The sequence below is a fragment of the Pseudonocardia sp. ICBG1034 genome (assembly GCF_020131375.1).
GTDB classification, from domain to species: domain Bacteria; phylum Actinomycetota; class Actinomycetes; order Mycobacteriales; family Pseudonocardiaceae; genus Pseudonocardia; species Pseudonocardia alni.
The window spans coordinates 298,392-319,892 of record NZ_JAHLEK010000021.1 but is presented as its reverse complement, the minus strand read 5'-3'; the positions used below and the strand labels follow the sequence as shown (position 1 = coordinate 319,892).

Here is a 21,501-nt window from a genome sequence, read left to right as displayed (position 1 = left end):
TAGTTGCGTATCGCAACGATAACTCTCCCGGGTGGATGGTGCGTCACCCGCACCGGTGTCGCCGACCGGTGATCGTGTCGTGCCGCATCTCAGGACTTGCGTCACGTGTAACCGGTGGTAACGTTACCGGCGGTTACAGCACTGACGTCGTTGTCTGCGAGGAGTCGACATGACCGCCACCGTTCCGGAGCACGGGCTCGAGGCCGGGGACGTCCGCCACGCCGCCGACCGGCACGACACCGCCGAGCGTCTCCTGCGCTCGTCCGCGGAGCTGTCGTTCGACCCGTCCACCCAGGTCGACTGGGAGACCCCGCTGAACCCCGACGACCACGGCATGAGCCCGGAGTGGAGCAGCCTCTACGGCACCGGCTACTGGGCGGAGCTGTCCGAGGCGAAGCGCAAGGAGCTGACCCGCCACGAGGCCGCCTCGGTCGCCTCCACCGGCATCTGGTTCGAGATGATCCTGCAGCAGCTGGTCCTGCGGGACTTCTACGCCAAGGACCCGACCGACCCGTCGTTCCAGTGGGCCCTGACCGAGATCGCCGACGAGTGCCGGCACTCGATCATGTTCGCCCGCGGCTCGGCGAAGCTCGGGGCCCCTGCGTACGTCCCGAAGCGCTCCACGGTCGCGCTCGGCCGCTTCTGCGCCGCCACCTGGCGGGGCGAGGCCGCCTACGCCTCCATCCTGGTCGCCGAGGAGGTCCTCGACGTCATGCAGCGCGACTGGATGCGCGACGAGCGGGTCGCCCCGTTCGTGCGGACCATCTCCAACATCCACGTGGTGGAGGAGTCGCGGCACATGAAGTTCGCCCGCGAGGAGACCAAGGAGAACCTGCGCGGCGCCGGCCCCGTCCGTCGTCACTGGCAGGCGCTGGCCGTCGCGATGGCCGCGTACTTCATCGTGACCAGCATGTGGAACGAGAAGGTCTACGCCAACGTCGGCCTCGACACCCGGCGCGCCCTGCGCGAGGCGGCCGCCAACGAGCACCACAAGGCGCTGCTGCGCTCCTCCTGCGCCGGGCTCATGGAGTTCCTGGGATCCTGCGGCCTGCTGACCAGGCCCGCGCTGTACTTCTACCGTCGCGCGAACCTGATCTGACCCGGAGCCGGCCGTGCCCTTCGCGATCACCCAGACCTGCTGCACCGACGCGTCCTGCGTCGCGGCCTGCCCGGTCAACTGCATCCACCCGACGCCCGACGAGGCGGACTTCGCCACGACCGACATGCTCTACATCGACCCGCGGGCGTGCATCGACTGCGGGGCGTGTGCCGACGCCTGCCCGGTCGACGCGATCTTCCCGGTGGAGAGGCTGAGCGCGTCGCTCGCGGGGTACGCAGAGGTCAACGCGGACTACTACGAGGGCAAGCCGGTCGCCGGGAAGCTGGAGGGCGACTCCCCGCTGTTCCACCAGTGGTACCCGCTCAGGTTCACGCGGTCGCTGCCCGCGGACATGGCCCCGCTCGACGTCGCCGTCGTCGGGACCGGGCCCGCCGGGATGTACGCCGCCCAGGACCTGCTGCTGCACACCTCGTCGACGGTCACGCTCTACGACCGGCTCGACGTCGCGGGCGGGCTGGTGCGGTTCGGGGTCGCGCCCGACCACCCGTCGACGAAGGGGATCGGGGAGTCCTTCGCCCGCTTCCACACCCACCCGCGGGTGCGGATGCGCCTGGGCACCGAGGTCGGCCGCGACGTCACCGCCGACGAGCTCGCGCAGCGTCACGACGCCGTCATCTGGGCCGTCGGGGCGCCCGCGCCGCGCGACCTGGGCCTGCCGGGGGAGGGGCGAGCCGGCAGCATCGCCGCCGACACCGTCGTGGGCTGGTACAACGGCCACCCCGACGTGCCGCGGGACGCCGTCGACACCGCGGCGGGACGGGTCGTCGTGGTCGGCACCGGCAACGTCGCGATCGACGTCGCCCGGGTCCTCACCGCGCCCGCCGCGGACCTGGAGGGCACCCCGATCGACCCCGCCGCGCTGGCCGCCCTGCGCGCCGGTGCGATCACCGAGGTCGTGCTGCTCGCCCGCCGTGGCCCGGAGGCGGTCGCCGCGACCGCGCCGGAGCTGCGCGAGCTGCTGGGCCGCAGCACGGTCGAGGTCGTGGTCGACGAGCACGATCCCCGCATCGCCGAGTCCCTCGACGGCCCCGCCGCGTCCCCGTCGCACGCTCTGCTGCGCGGCGCCCGCCGGGAGAAGATCGACTGGTCGGTGCCCGCGGAGCGCCCGCGGGTGGTGTTCCGGTTCCACTCGGCGCCCGAACGGATCGACGGCACCACCCGGGCCCGCGGGGTGCACACCGCCGACGGGACCGACATCCCGGCCGGCCTGGTCGTGCGCGCCGTCGGGCACCGCGGCCGCCCGGTCGCCGGCCTGCCCTTCGACGACGACCGCGGCGTCGTCCCGCACGACGCGGGCCGTGTCGAGGGCCGTCCCGGCCATTACGTCGTCGGCTGGATCAAGCGGGGCCCGTCCGGGGGGATCGGCACCAACCGCACCTGCGCGGCCGAGACCGTCGGGTCCCTGCTCGACGACGCCGTCGCCGGCCGGCTCCCGTCGCGCCGCCCGGCCTCGCGCCTGGGCGCCATCACCCGGCGGCTCCGCCGGGGCTGACCGCCGCTGGTCAGCGGCTCAGGTCCAGCAGGGACAGCGCGCCGCGCAGCACGTCGTCGATCCGCGCGAGCGGGACGGTGCGGCGCCACCCGTCGAGCCCGCCGCGCACCAGGATCCGCCCGGGAGCCAGGTCGATCCCGTGCAGCTGCAGCGCACCGGGCAGCCCGGGCAGCTCGACCCGGCCCGAGCGGATCGCCGCCAGCGGGCTGCGGTCGACCACCGCCCGCACCGAGCGACGGGTGTCCGCCGACCGGGGTGGCCCCATCCACCGCCCGGCGACGGTCAGGCCGGTGACCTTCCAGGACAGGGTGTGCCCGTCCACCGACACGGCGAGGTCGGCGGCCCCGAGCCCGGGACGGCGACGCAGCCGGGCCCGGGCGACGCCGTCGGCGTCGACACCCACCTCGACCTGCGGCACGTGCTCCCGCAGCCGCCCGGCGACCCAGTCCGGGTCGAGCTCGGCCTCGATCTCCACCGGCCCGGCCACCAGCTCCGGGGCGAGCCCGGGGCGCAGCCGCACGTCCGCGGCGGTCACGGTGAGCCCGCGCAGCGCGAGGCCGGGCCGGACGACGTCGCGCGCGGCCAGGGTGACCGTGGCGAACCGCCCGGTCGTCAGCGCCCGGGCACCGAGCCCCGACGACGCGACGGCCGTCGGCACCAGCCGTACCTCCGACCCGCGGGAACGCAGCGTGGTCGGGCGTCCGACGTAGCGCAGCCGCGCGGCCTCCAGCAGCGCGCGCAACAGCAGCGCCGACCCGGGCGCCGTGCCCGCGTCCAGCAGGGCCGACGCCGCGGAGACCCCGGCCGGCGTCTCGACTGCCATGGCGCTGGGGCTCCCTCGGACGGTGGACGGGGTCGATCCGAGCCTCGCAGGCCCGGCGGCGCCCCGCCCGGCCGCCGCCGGGGTGTGCGACGACCCGCACGGCGTGGTCGGCCGGTGGCGCGACGGCGGTCGCGCGGCGCCGGCGCACCGGCACCGCCGACCGTCCCCGGTCGCCCGGCGGCGGACGGCGGGCCGCCTCTGCGGAGCGCTGGGGGACCGTCGTCCTGCCGCTGTCCCGCAAGGCCTTCCGGGTCCGGGAATGGTCTCATCGGGTTGTTTACGGACGCTCGTGAGAGTGATCGACGGGCTCCGGTCTGGACAGGTGCACAGGTGGTGTCGGCACCGTCTGTCATGGCAGTGATGCGCTCTCCCGTCCCGGAGACCGACGTGATCGCCGGCCGCTACATCCTGGCGACCCATGTCGGTATCGGGTCGACGGCGACGGTGTACCGGGCGTGGGACCCGCACGAGGACCGGGTGGTCGCGGTCAAGCTGTTCCTCGACCGCCACGACGCCGACGGCGTGGACCGGCAGTGCCGTGAGCTGCGGACCATGGCCCACCTGGACCATCCGGGCCTGGTGCGGCTGCTGGGCGGGGGAGTCGACCGCGGCCGGCCCTTCCTGGTGGCCGAGCTCGTCGAGGGGGAGACGCTCGCGGCCCGGCTGGCCCGTGGCCCGCTGCCGGTCGAGCGGGCCGTCGCGATCGGCGCCGACATCGCGTCGGGGCTCGCGCACCTGCACAGCCGTGGGGTGGTGCACCGCGACGTGAAGCCCGCCAACATCCTGCTCTGTTCCGACACCGGCCGGGCGCGGCTCACCGACTTCGGCATCGCCCGCGTGCTGGGCCACTCCGTGCTGACCAGGACCGACGCCGTCCTGGGGACCGCGGCCTACCTCGCGCCCGAGCAGGTCGCCGGTGAGACCGTCGGGCCCTCCGCGGACGTGCACGCCCTCGGCTTGGTCCTGCTCGAGGCGCTCACCGGGGAGCGGGAGTACCCGGGGACCACGGTGGAGTCCGCCGTCGCCCGGCTGCACCGGCCACCGCGTGTCCCGGACGAGCTGCCGGCCCGGCTGCACCGGGCGTTGTACGACTCGACCCGCCGGCACCCGGGGGACCGGCCGGCCGCCGCCGACCTCGCCGTCGGCCTCCGGCACCCCCGACGACCGCCGGAACTCCGGGGAGACGGTGGGTCCGGACCGTCGTAGCCTGCGCGGGTGCCGGACATCACCACCTTGATCCTCGACGACCACGCCTGGTTCCGCCGACAGTTCGCGGCGCTGGACGAGCTCCAGGCCCGCGACTCCGACCCCCGTGAGCTCGCCCGCCTCTGGGAGCCGCTCGCCGCGCGCCTCGACGTGCACGCCCTCGCCGAGGAGAAGATCTTCTACCCGCAGCTCCTCGCGCACGGGGAGGACCCGGAGGACGAGACGCTCGACGCCATCGGGGACCACAACGAGATCCGCGACGGCGTCGCGCAGGCCGAGCGCAGCCCGGTCGGCAGCGGCCAGTGGTGGGAGGGCGTCTGGGCCGCCCGCCGCGCCAACGACGAGCACATGGGCGAGGAGGAGAACGAGGGCCTCGCCAACTTCCGTCTGAACGCCACCACCGGCCTGCGCGAGTCGCTCGGCCGGCAGTTCGCCGAGTTCCTCGACGCCCACCCCACCACCGCGGGCCTCGACAACTCCGACAAGGACCCCGAGGCCTACGTCGACGAGGTCCGGGCCGAGATCGACCCGTCCGACCCGACCCGTGACGGGCTCGGCATCGGCAGCCTGAAGGGGAAGTAGACGTGGCCGTGCACGACCACCTCCTGCGGGAGAAGGCACCCATCCCCACGACCGCCTGGAAGGCCGTCGACGACGAGGCGCGCGAGCGCCTGACCCCGCTCCTGGCCGGGCGCCGCCTCGCCGACTGGACCGGGACCGCGGGCTGGCAGACGTCGTCGGTCGACCTCGGTCGCTCACAGCGGCTCGACGGGCCGCCGCCGGGAGTCGCCGTCGACGGCATCACGGCCCGCCTGCGCCGGGTGCAGCCGCTCGCCGAGTTCCGGGTCCCGTTCACGGTGTCCCGCGACGAGATCGACGACCTGCAGCGCGGCGCGCAGGACCCCGAGTTCGACGACCTCGCCCGCGCCGCCCGCGCGGCCGCCGCGATCGAGAACCGCGCGATCTTCCACGGCTGGCCGGAGGCCGGCTTCGCCGGCATCGCGGACGTCTCGCCCTACGACACCGTGGCCCTGGGCGACAACCCCGACACCTACCCCGGCGCCGTCGCCCGTGCGGTGGACCAGCTGCGCCGCAACGGCATCGAGGGCCCCTACGCGATGGCGATCGCGCCCGAGGGGTACACCCGCATCGTGGAGACCGCCGAGCACGGCGGCTACCCGCTGTTCGAACACCTGAGCCGCATCCTCGGCGGGCAGATCCTGCGCGCCCACGGCCTCGACGGGGCCGTGGTCGTCAGCCAGCGCGGCGGGGACTTCCTGCTCGACGTCGGCCAGGACCTGGCGATCGGCTACTCCGACCACGACGCGCGCGAGGTGCACCTCTACCTGGAGGAGAGCTTCACCTTCCGCGCCGTCGAGCCGGACGCGAGCGTGCGCCTGCGCTGACCCGCCGCCGGCCGTGCCCCGTCCGTGGTCCGGCGGGGCACGGACGGGTGCGGAAGTGCGCCCCCGGCAGGACTCGAACCTGCGACCTAGAGATTCCGAGATCGTTCTTCTGGACGGTCAGGGGGAGTGCGGGACGGTGCCTCTGAGCTGCAGGGACGTGTCCGGGCGCTCCTGGCTGGTGGTTGCTGTCGGTGGTCGTTCCAGGTAGGTAAACGTGGGGTTCGATCATGAGGTGACCGGGTGAGGGGTTGGGCCCACACCTCCCCGGCTCCCTCGTCCTGACCCCGCACCTCGTCGTGGTGGTGGTGTCCAGGGGCGGCGTAGCCGCTCGCGTAGCGACGCGGAGCGCCCTGGACGCTGGCGCCTCGGCGTGGACACTTCGAGGAGAGGGCGGCGGCAGCCTGCTTCTCAGCCTAGTACTGCAACGGCACTCGATAAGTGGATGGTCATCTCCACGGGCGGACCGATCGTCGGCGCCCAGATCAGCGAGTCGGTCTTCAGACCGACGCAGCTCGAAGTACTCCACATTGCAGCCCTCAGACCACCACAGACGATGGAGTGCCGTGGCAGTACTAGTTCGTTCGTTTCGGCGTGCTCTAGTGCGTGCAGTGGTGACGTGGTGACCACTGCGAACGTCCGTTGGCGTTCAGCACAGGCGCACCATGTCTGCTACACCGGCTGCTCGAAAAGCCAGAGCACGAAAGGAATGAGCAGCAGCGCCGGAACAAGGAAGAAAGTATAGGCTGCGCCGCGAACGTGCTCCTGCTTTTTCAGCATGCGCTTATGATCGACATGAAGATGGTTCTCAGAGCTCTCAAGTGCACCGAAATACTCTGACTGGACGGAATCTAGGGCGCGTTCCAAATCAGGCACGGAGAGTGAGCTATGCCGGAGCCTCTCGAACTTCATCGATATGCATTGGATTTGCTTGTAGCTCGACTCCATTTGCTTTGCCCGGGCTCCATACTTCGAATTTGCCACCAGCATCGAAGCGACAAGCGAGAGAATCGCCAGAGATACCATCAGAGCATCGCCGTTCGCGCCATACATTCTATCGTCGACCAGGAGACCTATCGAGGCAATAGTCGTCGACGTCGACAGAGCTACCAGAAGGATATTAGTGGCCAGATCCCACCATTCTAATCGATTATAGGCGAACAGTCGGTCCTTGTAGGTGACGTACGATCGCTCCTCAAGAATTCTTACGAGGCTTTCGGTTGACGGAGGAACATCGGCTTGTTCGCCATCAAACTTCGCGGGTGAAGTCACCGAACTTTACCTTTCGACGTCCGATCAAAACAAGTTACAGAACCACTAACGTTCTTAATCAAGGCATGCCTGGACAAGGGACTCAAGACGACGGTCGCGCAGCCTTCGTGGGTTAGATGTCAAGAGCTTCATTGCCCTCGAAGCCGATACCTGTAGCCGCTGATTCGCGCTCCTTTTGAGAATCCCCAAGAGAGGAACGCTCCTGGGTAGAATAGTGTATCGTTGCGGTTTTAGTTGCAACTTTGGTCGAACGGCACCGAATGCCGAACTTGCAGCCGACTTATCTCCGTCCTTTACGTTTCGTAGGTACTCAATTGCCAAGCTTGATTCCCAGTCGAGCCCCGGCGCCGACGAGATCCATTCGGACGCTGAGGGGTCTCCCACGGAGAAGAACAACGGAAGCGCCTGCGACCGCAAAGGAGAAGCTGAGTTCAGCTCCTTTGGAAGGTCGTCAAGCAGCACCTCCCGAAACTCGTGATCGCCATACTTCCACGCGGCGAGAAGCCAAGAAGAAGCCATTCTATCGAAACCAATACGGTCTCCTGCCGAGAACGCCAGCCGCCTAAACTCAGATCTGCAGGAGCTTGCGATCGCCTCCCACAGGGCCCTGTCCAAGCCAACCGGAGCTGTCAATACAACTTCAGCAGCTAGTAGACTGACATTTGCATAAAGATGGCAGTAGCGCTCGCTCAACGTGATGAGATCTTGTAACGTAGCCCCCTTCAGGGGCCACGCGCGAACATACTCAAGAATCTGTGATGCAGACCCTGGATCGGCAGCCAGATCCTCTTTCCAGTGAGGCCACCAGTCTTTGATGCCCACATCTCGATGCACAGTATAGAGCTGGCGGGTGACACGGCCCCATAGGCGAGGCCGCCCCTCCATGGCGCGATGGCGGCTCGAGAAATCGAGTATTTCTTGACGTAGGGGACCCGGAGGTCGTTTCACGTGCGGTAGTGACTTTGTAACGTGCCCCTCAAGCTCGTCTTGGATTCTTGACAAGTCGGCTTGGGCTTCGACCATATGGTCAATTACGAATTGTTTCTTGTGAACAATTCTAGTTTTAGACGGATTCGGGTATAGACCTATCGACTCAAGTCGAGCCTGCAAGCGTGATATTACAGACTCGCCATCTTCGACAGTCGGAACCGTCATTACGATGTCGTCCATGTAGCGAGAGTATCGGCGAACCACTCCCTCCTTCTGAAACTCCTTATCGACGTGAACTAGGAGGCTGTGAGCGATGGGGCGCGATGCGTCCAACTGCTCCTGAGGTAGCCCCATAAGGGACGTTTCTGAGTAGTCGCTTCGAGGCATCACGCCATCGATAATCTGAACACAAAGGCGAACTGCCTCCTTAGTGAGATTCGTCTGGTAGAGCAGGTGCTCTCGCACAACATCGAGTCGAATTGACGGGTAGAAGTTCGCGATATCTGACTCGACGAAGTAGTCGACGGTCTCGTCGTCCATCATCTCTTTCAGCATTCCTTGCTCTGCCAGCCAGAAGCTAAACCAATCAAAGCTTGAGCCCGCTGGGACTTTAGCTTCGCCCCCGTTCTGCTCCTGCTTTTGATCTTCAAGTTCAACCCAGTCTTCGGCGTCGGCAATTAGATGGAGTTTGGCCGTAACGACTAGCGCCTTAAAGACGAGGGCGTCTCGAACGGTGAGGAAGCAAAGTGGGCGCGATAGTCCATTGCTTTTGGCTGCTCGGACCAGCTCCCCGCGCTGCGGTGCGTACTGCCCGAGGATCAGTTCTCGCGAAATGCTTGAGACAAATCCGCGTAGACTCCAGCTGTAGGCTGCATAATCCAAACAGTCGTGACATAGGTTGAAATTATTGAACGTCATCGAGGAAAGCTGAGGATAAACGTGTTTCCTCCAGGTCGCGGAAAGAAACTTCGGGCTCGCGATGTCCGCGATCGCGGCTGGAGTGCTCTTAACGGGCAACCTTGGCTACCTTCTAGGCTCAACATCAACGTAAGTCCACGTAACATCGACGGCGGACGCGGCGGCGTTACCCTCTCTTGGTACGCCAGCTGGCCCGACCTCAGTAGGCGAGCGAGCTGATGGCCCCGAGTGGTGGGGCGGGGTGCGTTCCCCGTCTCCGCGCGGAGCGCCTCACAAGTGCTCGGAGGCTCAGGGGTAAGGGCTGCCGAACGGGATTAGCACAGCCGATGTACAGCACTTCTCGGTATCGAGGGAGTCCGTGTAACGCTTCGGGGCCATCAGGTCTCAGCCGTAGGCGGTCCACCGTGTTCTCGCCCCGCCCCGGCCTGGAGGGCAGGTCTCGCACGTCTCGTCTGTCGGCCCGGCTCGCGTCTCGCAGTACTGCCCGGCGTCGGCCGCTGCTCCTGACCGTGCCTTGATTTCTCCTGGCGGTGCAGGTCCTCTCGCGTCTCGAGCTGGTCCGTCGGTGGCGGGCGTGCGCGCGCCGGCCACCGGGCCGAAGGCGATAGGTGGACGGCAGCGACGCCGCCCGTCCGGCCCGTCAGGGCCGGCTTGAAGACGTAAAGAAAGTCCTCACCGACCGAGCGGGTGGATTCCGGTCGGCCACGGTCAATGGTCCGGGCAGGCGCCCGGACGGCCTCCTAGGCTCGGAGATGTGATGGTCCTCGACGCAGCCCGCTCGGTGGCTGAACGCCACCTCGCCGAGGCGTTGCCGCGTCGCTGGAACCACGTCCAGGGCGTCGCCACACGCGCTGAGGTCATCGGCCCACATCTCGATGGCGGCCCGGTCCTCGTCGCCGCCTGCTGGCTTCACGACGTCGGCTACGCGCCGGACCTCGGTGCGACACGGTTCCATCCGCTCGACGGTGCCCGTGCACTCCGCGACTGGGGTGCGGACGACCTGATGTGCGGCCTGGTCGCATTCCACTCCGCTGCGGCCCACGAGGCTGACGTCCTGGGCATGCTCGAAGGGCTGCGTGCCTTCGACGATCCGCAGGGCCTCGTCCGCGATCTGCTCTGGTACCTCGACATGACTACGAGCCCGGACGGCGAGCGCGTTTCGTTCGACGACCGCATGGCTGAGGTGCGGGAGCGCTATCCCGCCGACCACTACGTGAGCCGCGCTCTCGACGGCAGCATGGCCGACCGTCGTGGTGCCGTGGACCGCGCCGAGTCGTGGCTGTCGTCCGTCGGCCTGGCTGGTCAGGTGTAGTACGGGTCCCGGCGGCTGAACCCGTGCTCGATCCGCAGCCGGATCGACGGGTGCACGTCGATGCTGTCCAGCTTCGCCCGCTCGACCCACAGCACTTCTGAGGACTCGTCGCTCGTCCTCGGTTCGCCGCCTACCGGTCGGGCGCGGAAGCAGATGGAGAACTCCTGCCGGACTTCGCCGTCGGTGTAGGCCATGACGTGGTCGGGGTTGCTGTAGATCCCGACCAGGCTGGTGACTTCGATGCGGATGCCGGTCTCTTCGTCGGTCTCGCGGACCGCGGTCTCGGTCATGGTCTCGCCGAGCTCGTGGCGGCCGCCGGGGAGCGCGTAGAGGTTGTTGTCGGTGCGCCGGATCATCAGCAGCCGGTCGCGCTCGTCGGTGACGAACGCGCTCACGGCGATGACGATGCTGGTCGCCTTCGGCGCGTCGGGGTCGTGGAAGTGATCGGTCCGGGCCACGCGCCGGTCACCAACGCGCTGGGGTCGAGGTGCTCCACACGTCGACGAAACTACGCGCATAGGTGTCGAACAGGTCCCCGGCGCCGAGCTTGCGCAGATGCAGCGCCGGGGCGTGGGCGCCCGGGACGCCGTAGACGTGGGTGTTGATTATGGCCTGGTCGTCGAACCGGAAGATCGAGTTGTAGAGCGTGGTCGTGTGGAACCGGAACTCAATGCCCGGGGTGTCCAGTAGCGGCCTGTACGCGGCCAGGCCGTAGCGGATCCGCGCGGCCAGCGTCCCGGTCCCGAGGCGTTCTTCCTGGCTGCGCAGCTCGACGGCGTCGCTGTCGGGGTCGCCGAAGTTGATCCGCACGGTCACTCCGGCGCCGGCCTTCTCGGCCACGGTGCGAATGAAGTCCGGACGCTCGATGAGGAATTGGCCGGCGTGGACCAGGACGTCGATCCGGTCCGTCGCCGAGGCGAGCAGCTCGTCCCACAGCTCGGCCGGGACTGCGACGCGGTGCGGGTAGGCGGCGACGATCTCCGAGGCCGCGATCTTCGCCTGGCGCTCGGGCGGCACCGCTGCGGGCCATAGGTAGGACTCGCTCTGGCCGACCAGCGCGGACAGCGCGGCCCGGTGCCGGGCGTACGGGGTGCGGCCCTGGGTGGCCCACCGCTCGACGGTCTTGGCGTCCACACCGATCTGCTCGGCCGCCGTCGCGGGCGTGAGGCCGGCGCTCATCAGCGCGTCGCGCAGTCGCTCGTTCGCCATCGCTGCACCCCTCCACGAACACGAGCTGGGACGTCTTGAGTCTAGCTCAGACGTCCTGAGATGTCCCTCTGTGTGGTCGGGCCGTCCCGGTGATTTCCGGAGTCTTGGACTTGCCCCGCTACGAGGGCCTTCCCGATTCAGTCCCTGGAGGACGGTCATGGCAACGATCAAGGTTGACACCACCGGCACCCGCTACACCGTGGGCGCGGCTCCGCGTCCGAAGAACGACATGGACGGCCGTCAGCGCACCGACCGGCAGACCGGGACGCCGCTGTTCACCACGCAGCTGGTCAAGGTCGACGCCGAGGGCGCGGAGATCCTGACCATCACGACCCCGGGTGCTCCGCAGGTGGAGCAGGGCGCGGAGGTGCGTCCGGTGGGGTTGATCGCGATCCCGTGGCAGCAGGGCCAGCGGGCTGGTGTGGCGTTCAAGGCCGATCGGATCGAGCCCGCGCACGCGCAGGCGTCCAAGGCGTCCTGACCGCGTGCCTGGTCGGTGGTGCGGGTCGGGGCTGTTTTCCCCGGAGTCCCGCCCCGCACCCCGACGCCTCACCGCTGTTCGCGTTCCCCGCCTCGTCGCTCGCCCCGCGTCCGGAAGGCCCTGTCATGGCTCGCAACGCCGCTCCTGCCCGCACCTTCGGTGCCGGGAAGTCCCGTGTGGACTCCTTCGAGATCATCTCCGCCCCGCCCGCCAACCCCGCCGTCCGCGTCGCCGCACTGCTGCTGCGGCTGCGTGCGGAGCTGTTCGTCCTCGTCGTCGGTGTGTGGGTGTGGGTGGCGCTGGGCCCGGACTACGTCCGTGACGAGGCCGGCCGATTCGTCGCCGTACCCGACACCGGCTTCGACACCACGACGCGGGTCGCGCTGTTCGTCGCGGTCGCGCTGGTGCTGGCGGGGCTGCCGTGGACGCGGCGGTTCCTGTTCCACCGCGCCCAGGCCGTGCTCACCCGCCACCGGGTCCGTCAGGTGCTGGTCGAGTGCCGGGTGCTGAACTCCCGCTCGCGGGCGTGCCCGTTGACGGTGTGGGCGCGTCCGACGCGGGTCGGTGAGGTCGTGTGGGTGGTGCTGCGCGCCGGGATCGCTCCGCATGCCGTCGCGGATCAGGCGGAGGAGCTGGCGTCGGCGTGCTTCGCCCGGGAGGCGCGGGTGGTGGTGTGGCCGCGGTTCACCAACGTTGTGCGGGTCGAGATCATCCGCCGTGACCCGCTGGCGCCGAATCTGATCCGCTCGGACCTGTTCCGCTACGCCTCCGGCGACATCCATGACCCGGGCTGGCCCACCAACGACGGCCCCGACTCGCCGGTTCCGACTCCGCGGCGTGAGGCGTCCCGTGCGGCGCTGCCCGGGGCCCCTCAGCCCGCGTTCGACGGCCCGTCCGACGGCGGGCGTGGTGGGGACTGGTCGGACTATGTCTGAGCACCTGCCCATACAGCCCCTGCCCCTCACGATCCCTGCCGAGGATGCGACCGGTCGGCTGGTCCGCCCGCTGCTGGTCCTGCGCCGCTGGGCCGACGAGTACCGCGCCCACCGCCGGGAGCGCCGCACCGACGACGGCCCGTCGATCTGGGAGCCGATCCACCTCGGGATCGCCGAGGACGGGCGTCCGGTCCGGGTCCCGCTGATCTACCGCAACATGCTCCTGGCCGGGGAGCCCGGCGCGGGCAAGTCGGTGGGGCTCAATAACATCGTCGCCCACGCCGCCCTCGCGACCGACTGCCGGCTGTGGTTGTTCGACGGCAAGATCGTCGAACTTGGCCTGTGGCGCTCGTGCGCGGACCGGTTCGTCGCCAACAGCCTCGACGACGCCGTCAGCGCTCTGCTGGACCTGCAGTCGGAGATGGATCAGCGCTACGCCGTCCTGGACGACGAGCGCCGCCGCAAGATCGCTCCCGCCGACGGCGTCCCGCCGATCGTGGTAGTGCTCGACGAGCTGGCCTACTTCTCCGCCACCGTCGGGACCAAGCGCGAGCAGGAAGCGTTCTCAGTCCTGGTCCGCGATCTCGTGGCCCGGGGCCGCGCGGCCGGGATCATCGTCGTCGCAGCCACGCAGCGGCCGTCCTCGGACATCATCCCGACAAGCCTGCGGGACCTGTTCGGCTATCGGTGGGCGTTCCGCTGCACCACCGATGCCTCGTCGGACATCGTGCTCGGGCACGGCTGGGCCTCCCGCGGTCACTCCGCCGCGAGCGTGGCTCCGGAGACGAAGGGCATCGGGTTCCTGCTCGCCGAAGGTGGTGTCCCGCGCCGGATCAAGGCCGCGCACCTGTCCGACGAGCAGGTCTACGCCCTGGCCGACGGCGCCGCCATGCGACGGCTTGCCGCCGGGATCGCCCATGGCCAGGACCTCGACGACGCCACCGGTGGTGCGGCGTGAGCGCCCGCCCGACGTCCGCCGAGCTGGTCCATGACGGGCTGCGTCGGTGCGCGGCTGCCCGCCGTCAGGTCAGCGCCCGCTACGACCGCGGAGCCCTCACCGCTACCGAGTGGGCCGACTTCCTCGCCGCATTGCACGCCCGCGACGCCCGCTGGTGGTCTGTGCTCGCCCGCACCACCATCGCCGATCACACGATCCCGCTGGTCTACGTCGCGGCTGTGTTCGACGCCGAGGCCGCTGCCCTGCGCGCTGCAGCCGACTGGGCCTGCACCGCCCGCGAGTACACCCGCAACGCTGCGGCTCGGGTGGCGTGATGAGCACCGGCCACGGCTCGGCGACCGTCGACAGCCTTGCGGCCCGACGGCTCACGCGTCTGGCCGGACAGACCCCCGCGGCCGACCTCGTCGCTGCTGCCGGACGACGTGAGGATTTCGCCGGCTGGCTGCGCCACGTCACCCCCGCCGCCGGATGCGCCCACCCGATCCGCCTGTCCGGGACCGTGTTCCGGGTCGAGGAAGCCACTGGCCGCATCACCTCCGAGCGCCACACCGCCGAGATGCCCGACGGCCTGATCTACACCGCCTGCGGCAACCGCCGCGCGTCCGTCTGCCCCTCGTGTGCCGAGACCTACCGCGCCGACACCTTCCAGCTCGTCACCGCCGGACTGGTCGGCGGCAAAGGCAACCCGGCCAGCGTCGCTGCGCACCCGTGCGTGTTCCTGACCGTCACCGCGCCCTCGTTCGGGCCGGTCCACACCCACCGGACGGACCGGAAAGGCCGGCCTCTTCCGTGCCGTCCCCGCCGCGACGACACCACCTGCGAGCACGGGACCGAGCACGCCTGCTGGGAACGCCACCCGGCTGACGACCCGTGCGTGGGCCGGCCGCTGTGCTTGGACTGCTACGACCACCCGCACCAGGCGGTGTGGAACCTGCACGTCGGCGAGCTGTGGCGTCGCACGATGATCGCTGCGACCCGCAACCTGCGGCAGCTCGAGAAGCTCACCGGCGCCACGCTCCGACTGAGCTACACCAAGGTCGCGGAGTTCCAGGCCCGCGGCGCCGTGCACCTCCATGCCCTGGTCCGGCTCGACGGTCGCGACCCCGACCCGGCCTTGTCGCACCTGACCCTGTCGCCCCCGCCCGGCGTCTCCGCCGCCCAGGTCGCGCTCCTGCTCCGTGGAGCGGTGACCGAGACTGCGTTCACCACCGTCGCGCATCCGGCCCGTCCCCAGGGCTGGCCGATCGGCTGGGGTGAGCAGGTCGACCCCCGTCCGGTCCGGCTCGCCGCTCGCGACCTCGACGACGCCGCGGAGATCACCACGACCGCCGTCGCGGCCTACCTGGCCAAGTACGCGACGAAGGCGACCGAGACCGCCGGGCATCTGTCGACGCGGCTGCGGCCGGACACGGTGCGCTCCTACACCGACCACGCCACCCACACCGGGCGTCAGATCGACGCGTGCTGGCGCCTCGGTCAGCGGCCCGGTGGCTGGGGCCCCGAGGAGTGGTCGGCGTCCTGGGGTCGGTTGTGGCGGTGGGCGCACATGCTCGGGTTCGCCGGCCACTTCTCCACCCGCTCGCGGCGCTACTCGACGACGTTGACCGCGTTGCGGCAGGCGCGGCGGGACTGGCAGCGCGACCACGCCAACCCCCGCCCTGCCGCGGATGAGGTCGAGCGCCTGGACGACGGGGAGGACACGACCGAGGTGGTGATCTCCGCGCTGCACTTCGCCGGGATCGGCTGGCACACCACCGCCGACGCCCTACTGGCCAACACCGCCGCCGCCCAGGCCAGGGCCAGGAGGCGTGCAGCGCGCGAGGAGCTGTCGACGACCGGATGACAACGGAGGTGAGAAGCATGGAGATCAAGCAGCGGCTGTGGTCGGTGCAGGACGTCGCCGACTACCTGGGCGTCCCGGTGGCGACGCTCTACGACTGGCGGTGCAAGGGCTACGGCCCGAAGGCCAAGAAGGTCGGCCGGTACCTGCGGTACGAGGCGGAGACAGTGCGGCGGTGGTTCGCCGACCTGGAGGACGGGGCTGCGTGATGGCTCGCCCACCACTACCGATCGGCACCTACGGGAAGATCCTGACGACCAGGCTCGGGCCCGGCCGGTTCCGGTCCTGGGCCAACTACCGCGACTACGACGGGATCACCCGCCGCGTGCAGCGGTACGCCGCGACCGGGCCCGCGTCGGTGAAGAAGCTCAAGGAGGCACTGCGGGACCGGAGCCGCTTCGCCCTGGACGGCGAGATCACCGGGGACACGCGTGTCCGGGTCGTGGCGGAGATGTGGCTCCGCGATCTGGACGACTCGGACCGGGCGCTGCGGACAAAGATCAGCTATCGCGACGCGTGGCGACGGTCCCTCGAACCGGCGGTGGGTGAGCTGCGGCTGAGCGACCTGCGGGTGTCGAGCGTCGACCGGGTCATCCGTGAGGTGCGAGCTCGGCAGGGGAGCGGATCGGCCCACCACGCCAAGGTGGTGCTGTCCGGCATCGCAAGCATGGCCGTCCGCCACGACGCGATCGACTCGAACCCGGTCCGCGAGCTGACACCGGCTCGCCGGAAGTCGACGGCGGAGAAGGTCGCGCTCACCGAGGACGGCGTGACCCGGCTGGTCGCGTTCCTGAGCAGCTCCGACGACGCGCGGAGGTACGACCTCGTCGACATGGTGACTGTGCTGTCCGGCCTCGGCTGCCGCATCGGGGAGCTGCTGGCGCTGGACTGGCCGCGCGTCGACGACGTCGCCAACACCCTCGCGATCGAGGGCACGGTGATCCGTGTGCCGGGGGAGGGGCTCGTGGTGCAGCCGCACACCAAGTCCCGCGCGAGCATGCGCACGATCCAGCCGCCGGCCTGGGTGATGGACACCCTGCGCCGACGACACGAGGAGTCCCACGGGCCGTGGGTGTTCCCCTCGACGGCGGGCACGCTGCGGGACCCGGACAACACGCGCAAGCAGCTCCGCCAGGTGCTCGCCGGTACCGAGTGGGAGGGCCTGCACCCGCACGCGTTCCGCCGGCTCGTCGCGACCCGGCTCGACGCGGTCGGGCTCTCGGCCCGGGACATCGCGGACTACCTCGGCCACGAGAAGGTGTCGATGACGCAGGATGTCTACATGTCCCGGCGGGTGGCAGGAGCCGCCGCGTCCGTCGCTCTGGACGGCTTCGGTTCGCCCGGTAAACGGTAGGTATTCGGTAGGTCGATCATGGACCGACTAACCGTGCGACCTGCTGACCTGGTCGGATGTGCCCCCGGCAGGACTCGAACCTGCGACCTAGAGATTAGAAGGCTCTTGCTCTATCCAGCTGAGCTACGAGGGCCGGCCGCCCCGGACCTCGTCCGGTGCGCTCCCACCGTAGCGAGGAGGGCAAGCGATCACGGCTGCGGCACCGCCGCCACGAACCACCCGATCCGGCCCGTGTGCTGGACGGAGTGCCATCCGACCGGTTGAAGCACACGCCGAACGGGCCTCGCCTGCGACGCTGACGGACCGTGACGTCCATACTGTCCCCATGGTGCTGGGACTGCGATCCGCGATCGGGTCGGATGTGGGCCGTCGCCGGACGTCGAACCAGGACTCCGGAGCGACGACCGGCCGACTGCTGATCGTGGCCGACGGGATGGGCGGTCACGCCCACGGCGAGATCGCGAGTGCGACGACGGTGTCGGTGTTCACCGAGCTGGAGGCCCGCCTCCCGCAGGACCTCAGCGACATCGACCTCGCCGCCGAGCTGACCGAGGCGCTCAACGACGCCACGGACCGGCTGGCCCGCCGCGCCGCGGACGAGCCGGAGATGCGGGGGATGGGCACGACCGTCGTCTCGCTGCTCCTCACCGGTGACCAGCTCGCGCTCGCCCACATCGGCGACTCGCGCATCTACCTGCTGCGGGGTGGCGAGCTGAGCCGTCTCACCCACGACCACACGATGGTCCAGCAGCTCGTCGACCAGGGTCAGATCACCCTGGAGGAGGCGGCGCACCACCCGCGCCGGTCCGTCCTGATGCGTGCGCTGAGCACCGACCACGCGCCGGACCCGGACCTCGACCGCGTCGACATCCTCGCCGGGGACCGCTATCTGCTCTGCTCGGACGGCGTCACCGCGGTGCTCGACGACGACGCCCTGCACCGCGAGCTCGCCTCCGGCGCCGAGCCGGACCAGGTCGTCACCCGGCTCATCGCACTCGCCAACGAGGGCGGCGGGCCCGACAACATCACCGCGATCGTCGCCGACGTCGTGGAGATCGACGACCTCGACGGCCCGGGTCAGGACCTGCGGATCGCCGGGGCCGTCGCCGAGATCGCCACCGCGGACTGACCCTCAGCGCCGGGCCACCACCCGGCGCAGCCGCACCGTGCGGACCGCCGAACGGTGCGCCGCGAGGTCCGCCCGGGCCCGCTCCGGCAGATCGGGCGGGTAGACGCCGGCCGCGCACAGCTCGTCCGCACCGTTCGACGCCTCGACCCCGTCGAGGGTGAAGTCGAGACGGTCGTCGGCGAGTACGGCGAAGTCCGCGGCGGCCGCGAGCCATTCCGGGTGTTCGACGGCCGACCGGTGCCGCCACGCGTCACGCACCGCCTTCCGCAGCGCGCCCCCACCCCAGCCGAACGACCGGGGCGCCGGCACCAGGACCGAGATGAGCCCGTGAGGGGCGAGTACCCGCCGCAGCTCCGCGAAGAGACCGTCGATGTCCCGGAGGTGGGGAAGCAGCATCGGCACGGCGACCCGGTCCACCGACCGCGTCCGCAGCGGGAGCGCCACGGCCGAGGATGTGATCCACAGGGGCTCGCTGTCCCCCGCCTCCACCACCAGCCGCCCGGCGACGACGGTCGCCCGTACCCGGCTCGTCGCACCCGGGGTACGGCACCAGGCCGCCGCGGTGAGCTCCGCGCCGGCACGCAGCCGGTGCAGGACGGGCGGGAGGACGTCTCCGTCGGGGTGCACGCGCCGAGTCTCGCGTGCCGACGGACGGCTCCCACCAGTCACCACGACGAACGGCCGACCGCGGACGACGATCGTGATCACCTGCCCCGGCCGGTCCCCGTCGGGGACGAGCCCCCGCCTGCCGACCGCTCGTCGCGCCCGGACGCCGCGACGGACGGTCGGAAAAAATCTTGAAACTTGTTGGCGGGCAGGCGGACGCGGGACGAACGACGGGTGGAGCACCGGTTCCGGCCCCTGTCGTGAGCCTGCACTTGCGCGATCGGCGCTGGTCAACCAGTATCCGGAGTGAGCTCGTCAGGGCGACCGTTCGTCGCTCGACAGGGTCGGGCTCGACCGTGGTGCTGTGCGGCCCGGAGACGGGTTTGCCCAGGTCAGCGCGGGTTTCCGACCCCGGTTTGACGTGCCCGAATGCCATGCCGTAACTTTCTTCCTGTCAGCGAGTGAGCCGGACAGAACGGGCCCTGAGGGGTTCGGTCAACAGGCCCCGCGGATGGCGACCCCCGGTGGTTCATCGAGTTTCTCGGTGTGATTGTCTTGGTGGGTCAAGGCGATCCGTCTTCAGGATCCTGCTTCCTTGTGTGGGGGTGGGTGAGTGCGGTGCGGGTGTCTTTTGAGAACTCAACAGTGTGTCGAGCTATTTTGATTCGGTTTGGCGTTTTGTGCCAAATTGTTTGTTTGGTTGCAGCATTCGATCCCGTCGGGTGTTGTGGCCAGTTGTTTGTTGCAAGTCAGGGTTTTGTTGGAGAGTTTGATCCTGGCTCAGGACGAACGCTGGCGGCGTGCTTAACACATGCAAGTCGAGCGGTAAGGCCCTTTCGGGGGTACACGAGCGGCGAACGGGTGAGTAACACGTGGGTGACCTGCCCTCCACTCTGGGATAAGCCCGGGAAACTGGGTCTAATACCGGATAGGACCACTGATCGCATGGTTGGTGGTGGAAAGTTTTTTCGGTGGGGGATGGGCCCGCGGCCTATCAGCTTGTTGGTGGGGTGATGGCCTACCAAGGCGGTGACGGGTAGCCGGCCTGAGAGGGCGACCGGCCACACTGGGACTGAGACACGGCCCAGACTCCTACGGGAGGCAGCAGTGGGGAATATTGCGCAATGGGCGGAAGCCTGACGCAGCGACGCCGCGTGGGGGATGACGGCCTTCGGGTTGTAAACCTCTTTCGCCAGGGACGAAGAGCAATTGACGGTACCTGGAGAAGAAGCACCGGCCAACTACGTGCCAGCAGCCGCGGTAACACGTAGGGTGCGAGCGTTGTCCGGAATTATTGGGCGTAAAGAGCTCGTAGGCGGTGTGTCGCGTCGGCCGTGAAAACTTGGGGCTTAACTCTGAGCGTGCGGTCGATACGGGCATCACTTGAGTTCGGCAGGGGAGACTGGAATTCCTGGTGTAGCGGTGAAATGCGCAGATATCAGGAGGAACACCGGTGGCGAAGGCGGGTCTCTGGGCCGATACTGACGCTGAGGAGCGAAAGCGTGGGGAGCGAACAGGATTAGATACCCTGGTAGTCCACGCCGTAAACGTTGGGCGCTAGGTGTGGGGACCATTCCACGGTTTCTGTGCCGCAGCTAACGCATTAAGCGCCCCGCCTGGGGAGTACGGCCGCAAGGCTAAAACTCAAAGGAATTGACGGGGGCCCGCACAAGCGGCGGAGCATGTGGATTAATTCGATGCAACGCGAAGAACCTTACCTGGGTTTGACATGCACCAGACATCCCTAGAGATAGGGCTTCCCTTGTGGTTGGTGTGCAGGTGGTGCATGGCTGTCGTCAGCTCGTGTCGTGAGATGTTGGGTTAAGTCCCGCAACGAGCGCAACCCTTGTTCCATGTTGCCAGCACGTAATGGTGGGGACTCATGGGAGACTGCCGGGGTCAACTCGGAGGAAGGTGGGGATGACGTCAAGTCATCATGCCCCTTATGTCCAGGGCTTCACACATGCTACAATGGCTCATACAGAGGGCTGCGAGACCGTGAGGTGGAGCGAATCCCTTAAAGTGAGTCTCAGTTCGGATCGGGGTCTGCAACTCGACCCCGTGAAGTTGGAGTCGCTAGTAATCGCAGATCAGCAACGCTGCGGTGAATACGTTCCCGGGCCTTGTACACACCGCCCGTCACGTCACGAAAGTTGGTAACACCCGAAGCCGGCGGCCCAACCCTTGTGGAGGGAGCTGTCGAAGGTGGGACTGGCGATTGGGACGAAGTCGTAACAAGGTAGCCGTACCGGAAGGTGCGGCTGGATCACCTCCTTTCTAAGGAGTCCCATCATGTGGTGGGGCACCACGATGCTCTGTGAGTTCTGCTCATGGTGAGTCTGTGGTTCCTTCATTGAATCGCATTTGCGGCCTCGTTCGTGGGTCGGGTGCGTTGGGTGGAACGCAGTACGTCGGACCGTTTGGCTTGGCACACTGTTGGGTCCTGAGAAGACATCCTGTGGGTTGTTTTCTTTGGCCGCTCTGGTCGAGGGCTTCCTAACGCCTGCGTGTGT

At 68.8% G+C, this 21,501-nt stretch carries 20 protein-coding genes, 1 tRNA gene and 1 rRNA gene; 15 read left to right on the top strand and 7 right to left on the bottom strand.

All coding sequences use genetic code 11. The annotated features are described in order from the left end of the window. Positions 1 to 169 precede the first annotated feature (169 nt). Both KPF22_RS23065 and KPF22_RS23060 read left to right on the top strand, forming a co-directional pair. The gene (locus KPF22_RS23065) at positions 170 to 1,099 is read left to right on the top strand and encodes a diiron oxygenase (RefSeq protein ID WP_208822658.1); all 930 of its coding nucleotides are present in this window, start codon (positions 170 to 172) and stop codon (positions 1,097 to 1,099) included. A gap of 13 nt (positions 1,100 to 1,112) precedes the next feature. Next, positions 1,113 to 2,612, top strand: a complete 1,500-nt coding sequence (locus KPF22_RS23060; protein WP_224403257.1) for an FAD-dependent oxidoreductase — start codon at positions 1,113 to 1,115, stop codon at positions 2,610 to 2,612. Positions 2,613 to 2,622: 10 nt separating this feature from the next. On the opposite strand, the gene KPF22_RS23055 is transcribed toward KPF22_RS23060, so the two are convergent. Then, positions 2,623 to 3,435 carry a hypothetical protein gene (locus KPF22_RS23055; protein WP_208822662.1) on the bottom strand — a complete coding sequence of 271 codons (813 nt, stop codon included), beginning with the start codon at positions 3,433 to 3,435 and terminating at the stop codon, positions 2,623 to 2,625. A gap of 360 nt (positions 3,436 to 3,795) precedes the next feature. Here KPF22_RS23055 and KPF22_RS23050 point away from each other — a divergent pair, with 360 nt between their 5' ends. From KPF22_RS23050 to KPF22_RS23040, 3 genes are read left to right on the top strand one after another with little or no spacing between them, the layout of a single operon-like run. Then, positions 3,796 to 4,641, top strand: coding sequence for a serine/threonine-protein kinase (locus tag KPF22_RS23050; RefSeq protein ID WP_224403256.1), 846 nt, complete (start codon positions 3,796 to 3,798; stop codon positions 4,639 to 4,641). 9 nt (positions 4,642 to 4,650) lie between these two features. Beyond that, on the top strand, positions 4,651 to 5,223 hold the full coding sequence (locus tag KPF22_RS23045; RefSeq protein WP_208822666.1) for a hemerythrin domain-containing protein: 573 nt from the start codon (positions 4,651 to 4,653) through the stop codon (positions 5,221 to 5,223). Between the two features lie 2 nt (positions 5,224 to 5,225). After that, positions 5,226 to 6,047: a family 1 encapsulin nanocompartment shell protein gene (locus KPF22_RS23040; protein WP_139282934.1), complete on the top strand. Its 822-nt coding sequence runs from the start codon at positions 5,226 to 5,228 to the stop codon at positions 6,045 to 6,047. 669 nt (positions 6,048 to 6,716) lie between these two features. Here KPF22_RS23040 and KPF22_RS23035 read toward each other — a convergent pair. Next, the gene (locus tag KPF22_RS23035; protein WP_224403255.1) at positions 6,717 to 7,316 is read right to left on the bottom strand and encodes an SLATT domain-containing protein; all 600 of its coding nucleotides are present in this window, start codon (positions 7,314 to 7,316) and stop codon (positions 6,717 to 6,719) included. A gap of 54 nt (positions 7,317 to 7,370) precedes the next feature. Continuing rightward, positions 7,371 to 9,263 carry an RNA-directed DNA polymerase gene (locus tag KPF22_RS23030; RefSeq protein WP_224403254.1) on the bottom strand — a complete coding sequence of 631 codons (1,893 nt, stop codon included), beginning with the start codon at positions 9,261 to 9,263 and terminating at the stop codon, positions 7,371 to 7,373. 655 nt (positions 9,264 to 9,918) lie between these two features. On the opposite strand from KPF22_RS23030, the gene KPF22_RS23025 reads away from it, so the two are divergent. Then, positions 9,919 to 10,476: an HD domain-containing protein gene (locus KPF22_RS23025; protein ID WP_224403253.1), complete on the top strand. Its 558-nt coding sequence runs from the start codon at positions 9,919 to 9,921 to the stop codon at positions 10,474 to 10,476. Here the strand turns inward: KPF22_RS23025 and KPF22_RS23020 are convergent. Together KPF22_RS23020 and KPF22_RS23015 are read right to left on the bottom strand one after the other, a co-directional pair. After that, positions 10,467 to 10,934 (bottom strand): NUDIX hydrolase, encoded by a 468-nt coding sequence (locus KPF22_RS23020; protein WP_224403252.1) that lies wholly within the window; start codon positions 10,932 to 10,934, stop codon positions 10,467 to 10,469. The two genes, KPF22_RS23025 and KPF22_RS23020, sit on opposite strands and share 10 nt — an antisense overlap. A gap of 7 nt (positions 10,935 to 10,941) precedes the next feature. Further along, complete coding sequence (locus KPF22_RS23015) at positions 10,942 to 11,685, bottom strand: XRE family transcriptional regulator (protein ID WP_224403251.1); 744 nt, start codon at positions 11,683 to 11,685, stop codon at positions 10,942 to 10,944. A 157-nt stretch (positions 11,686 to 11,842) separates the two neighbouring features. On the opposite strand from KPF22_RS23015, the gene KPF22_RS23010 reads away from it, so the two are divergent. From KPF22_RS23010 to xerC, 7 genes are all read left to right on the top strand, one after another. Further along, positions 11,843 to 12,166, top strand: coding sequence for a hypothetical protein (locus tag KPF22_RS23010; RefSeq protein WP_010228114.1), 324 nt, complete (start codon positions 11,843 to 11,845; stop codon positions 12,164 to 12,166). A 125-nt stretch (positions 12,167 to 12,291) separates the two neighbouring features. Next, entirely contained in the window at positions 12,292 to 13,101 is an 810-nt protein-coding gene (locus KPF22_RS23005) for a hypothetical protein (RefSeq protein WP_224402152.1), read from the top strand. Further along, a complete protein-coding gene (locus KPF22_RS23000) occupies positions 13,094 to 14,059 on the top strand; it encodes an FtsK/SpoIIIE domain-containing protein (protein WP_224403250.1) in 966 nt (321 codons plus the stop codon). Before KPF22_RS23005 ends, KPF22_RS23000 begins: the two co-directional genes overlap by 8 nt. Then, the gene (locus KPF22_RS22995; protein ID WP_224403249.1) at positions 14,056 to 14,373 is read left to right on the top strand and encodes a hypothetical protein; all 318 of its coding nucleotides are present in this window, start codon (positions 14,056 to 14,058) and stop codon (positions 14,371 to 14,373) included. Before KPF22_RS23000 ends, KPF22_RS22995 begins: the two co-directional genes overlap by 4 nt. Next, entirely contained in the window at positions 14,373 to 15,902 is a 1,530-nt protein-coding gene (locus tag KPF22_RS22990; RefSeq protein WP_224403248.1) for a replication initiator, read from the top strand. The genes KPF22_RS22995 and KPF22_RS22990 overlap by 1 nt, the downstream gene beginning before the upstream one ends. Positions 15,903 to 15,919: 17 nt before the next feature. Further along, positions 15,920 to 16,108: an AlpA family transcriptional regulator gene (locus tag KPF22_RS22985; RefSeq protein ID WP_208822687.1), complete on the top strand. Its 189-nt coding sequence runs from the start codon at positions 15,920 to 15,922 to the stop codon at positions 16,106 to 16,108. After that, positions 16,108 to 17,253: a tyrosine recombinase XerC gene (gene xerC / locus KPF22_RS22980; RefSeq protein WP_208822689.1), complete on the top strand. Its 1,146-nt coding sequence runs from the start codon at positions 16,108 to 16,110 to the stop codon at positions 17,251 to 17,253. The genes KPF22_RS22985 and xerC overlap by 1 nt, the downstream gene beginning before the upstream one ends. 59 nt (positions 17,254 to 17,312) lie before the next feature. On the opposite strand, the gene KPF22_RS22975 is transcribed toward xerC, so the two are convergent. Then, a tRNA-Arg gene (locus KPF22_RS22975) sits at positions 17,313 to 17,386 on the bottom strand. Positions 17,387 to 17,578: 192 nt separating this feature from the next. Between KPF22_RS22975 and KPF22_RS22970 the strand changes: the two genes are divergently transcribed. Beyond that, positions 17,579 to 18,382: a PP2C family serine/threonine-protein phosphatase gene (locus KPF22_RS22970; protein WP_208822691.1), complete on the top strand. Its 804-nt coding sequence runs from the start codon at positions 17,579 to 17,581 to the stop codon at positions 18,380 to 18,382. Between the two features lie 3 nt (positions 18,383 to 18,385). Here the strand turns inward: KPF22_RS22970 and KPF22_RS22965 are convergent, their stop codons facing one another. Next, the gene (locus tag KPF22_RS22965; protein ID WP_208822693.1) at positions 18,386 to 19,009 is read right to left on the bottom strand and encodes a class I SAM-dependent methyltransferase; all 624 of its coding nucleotides are present in this window, start codon (positions 19,007 to 19,009) and stop codon (positions 18,386 to 18,388) included. 736 nt (positions 19,010 to 19,745) lie between these two features. On the opposite strand from KPF22_RS22965, the gene KPF22_RS22960 reads away from it, so the two are divergent. Further along, positions 19,746 to 21,265, top strand: a 16S ribosomal RNA gene (locus KPF22_RS22960). The last annotated feature ends 236 nt before the right edge of the window (positions 21,266 to 21,501 follow it).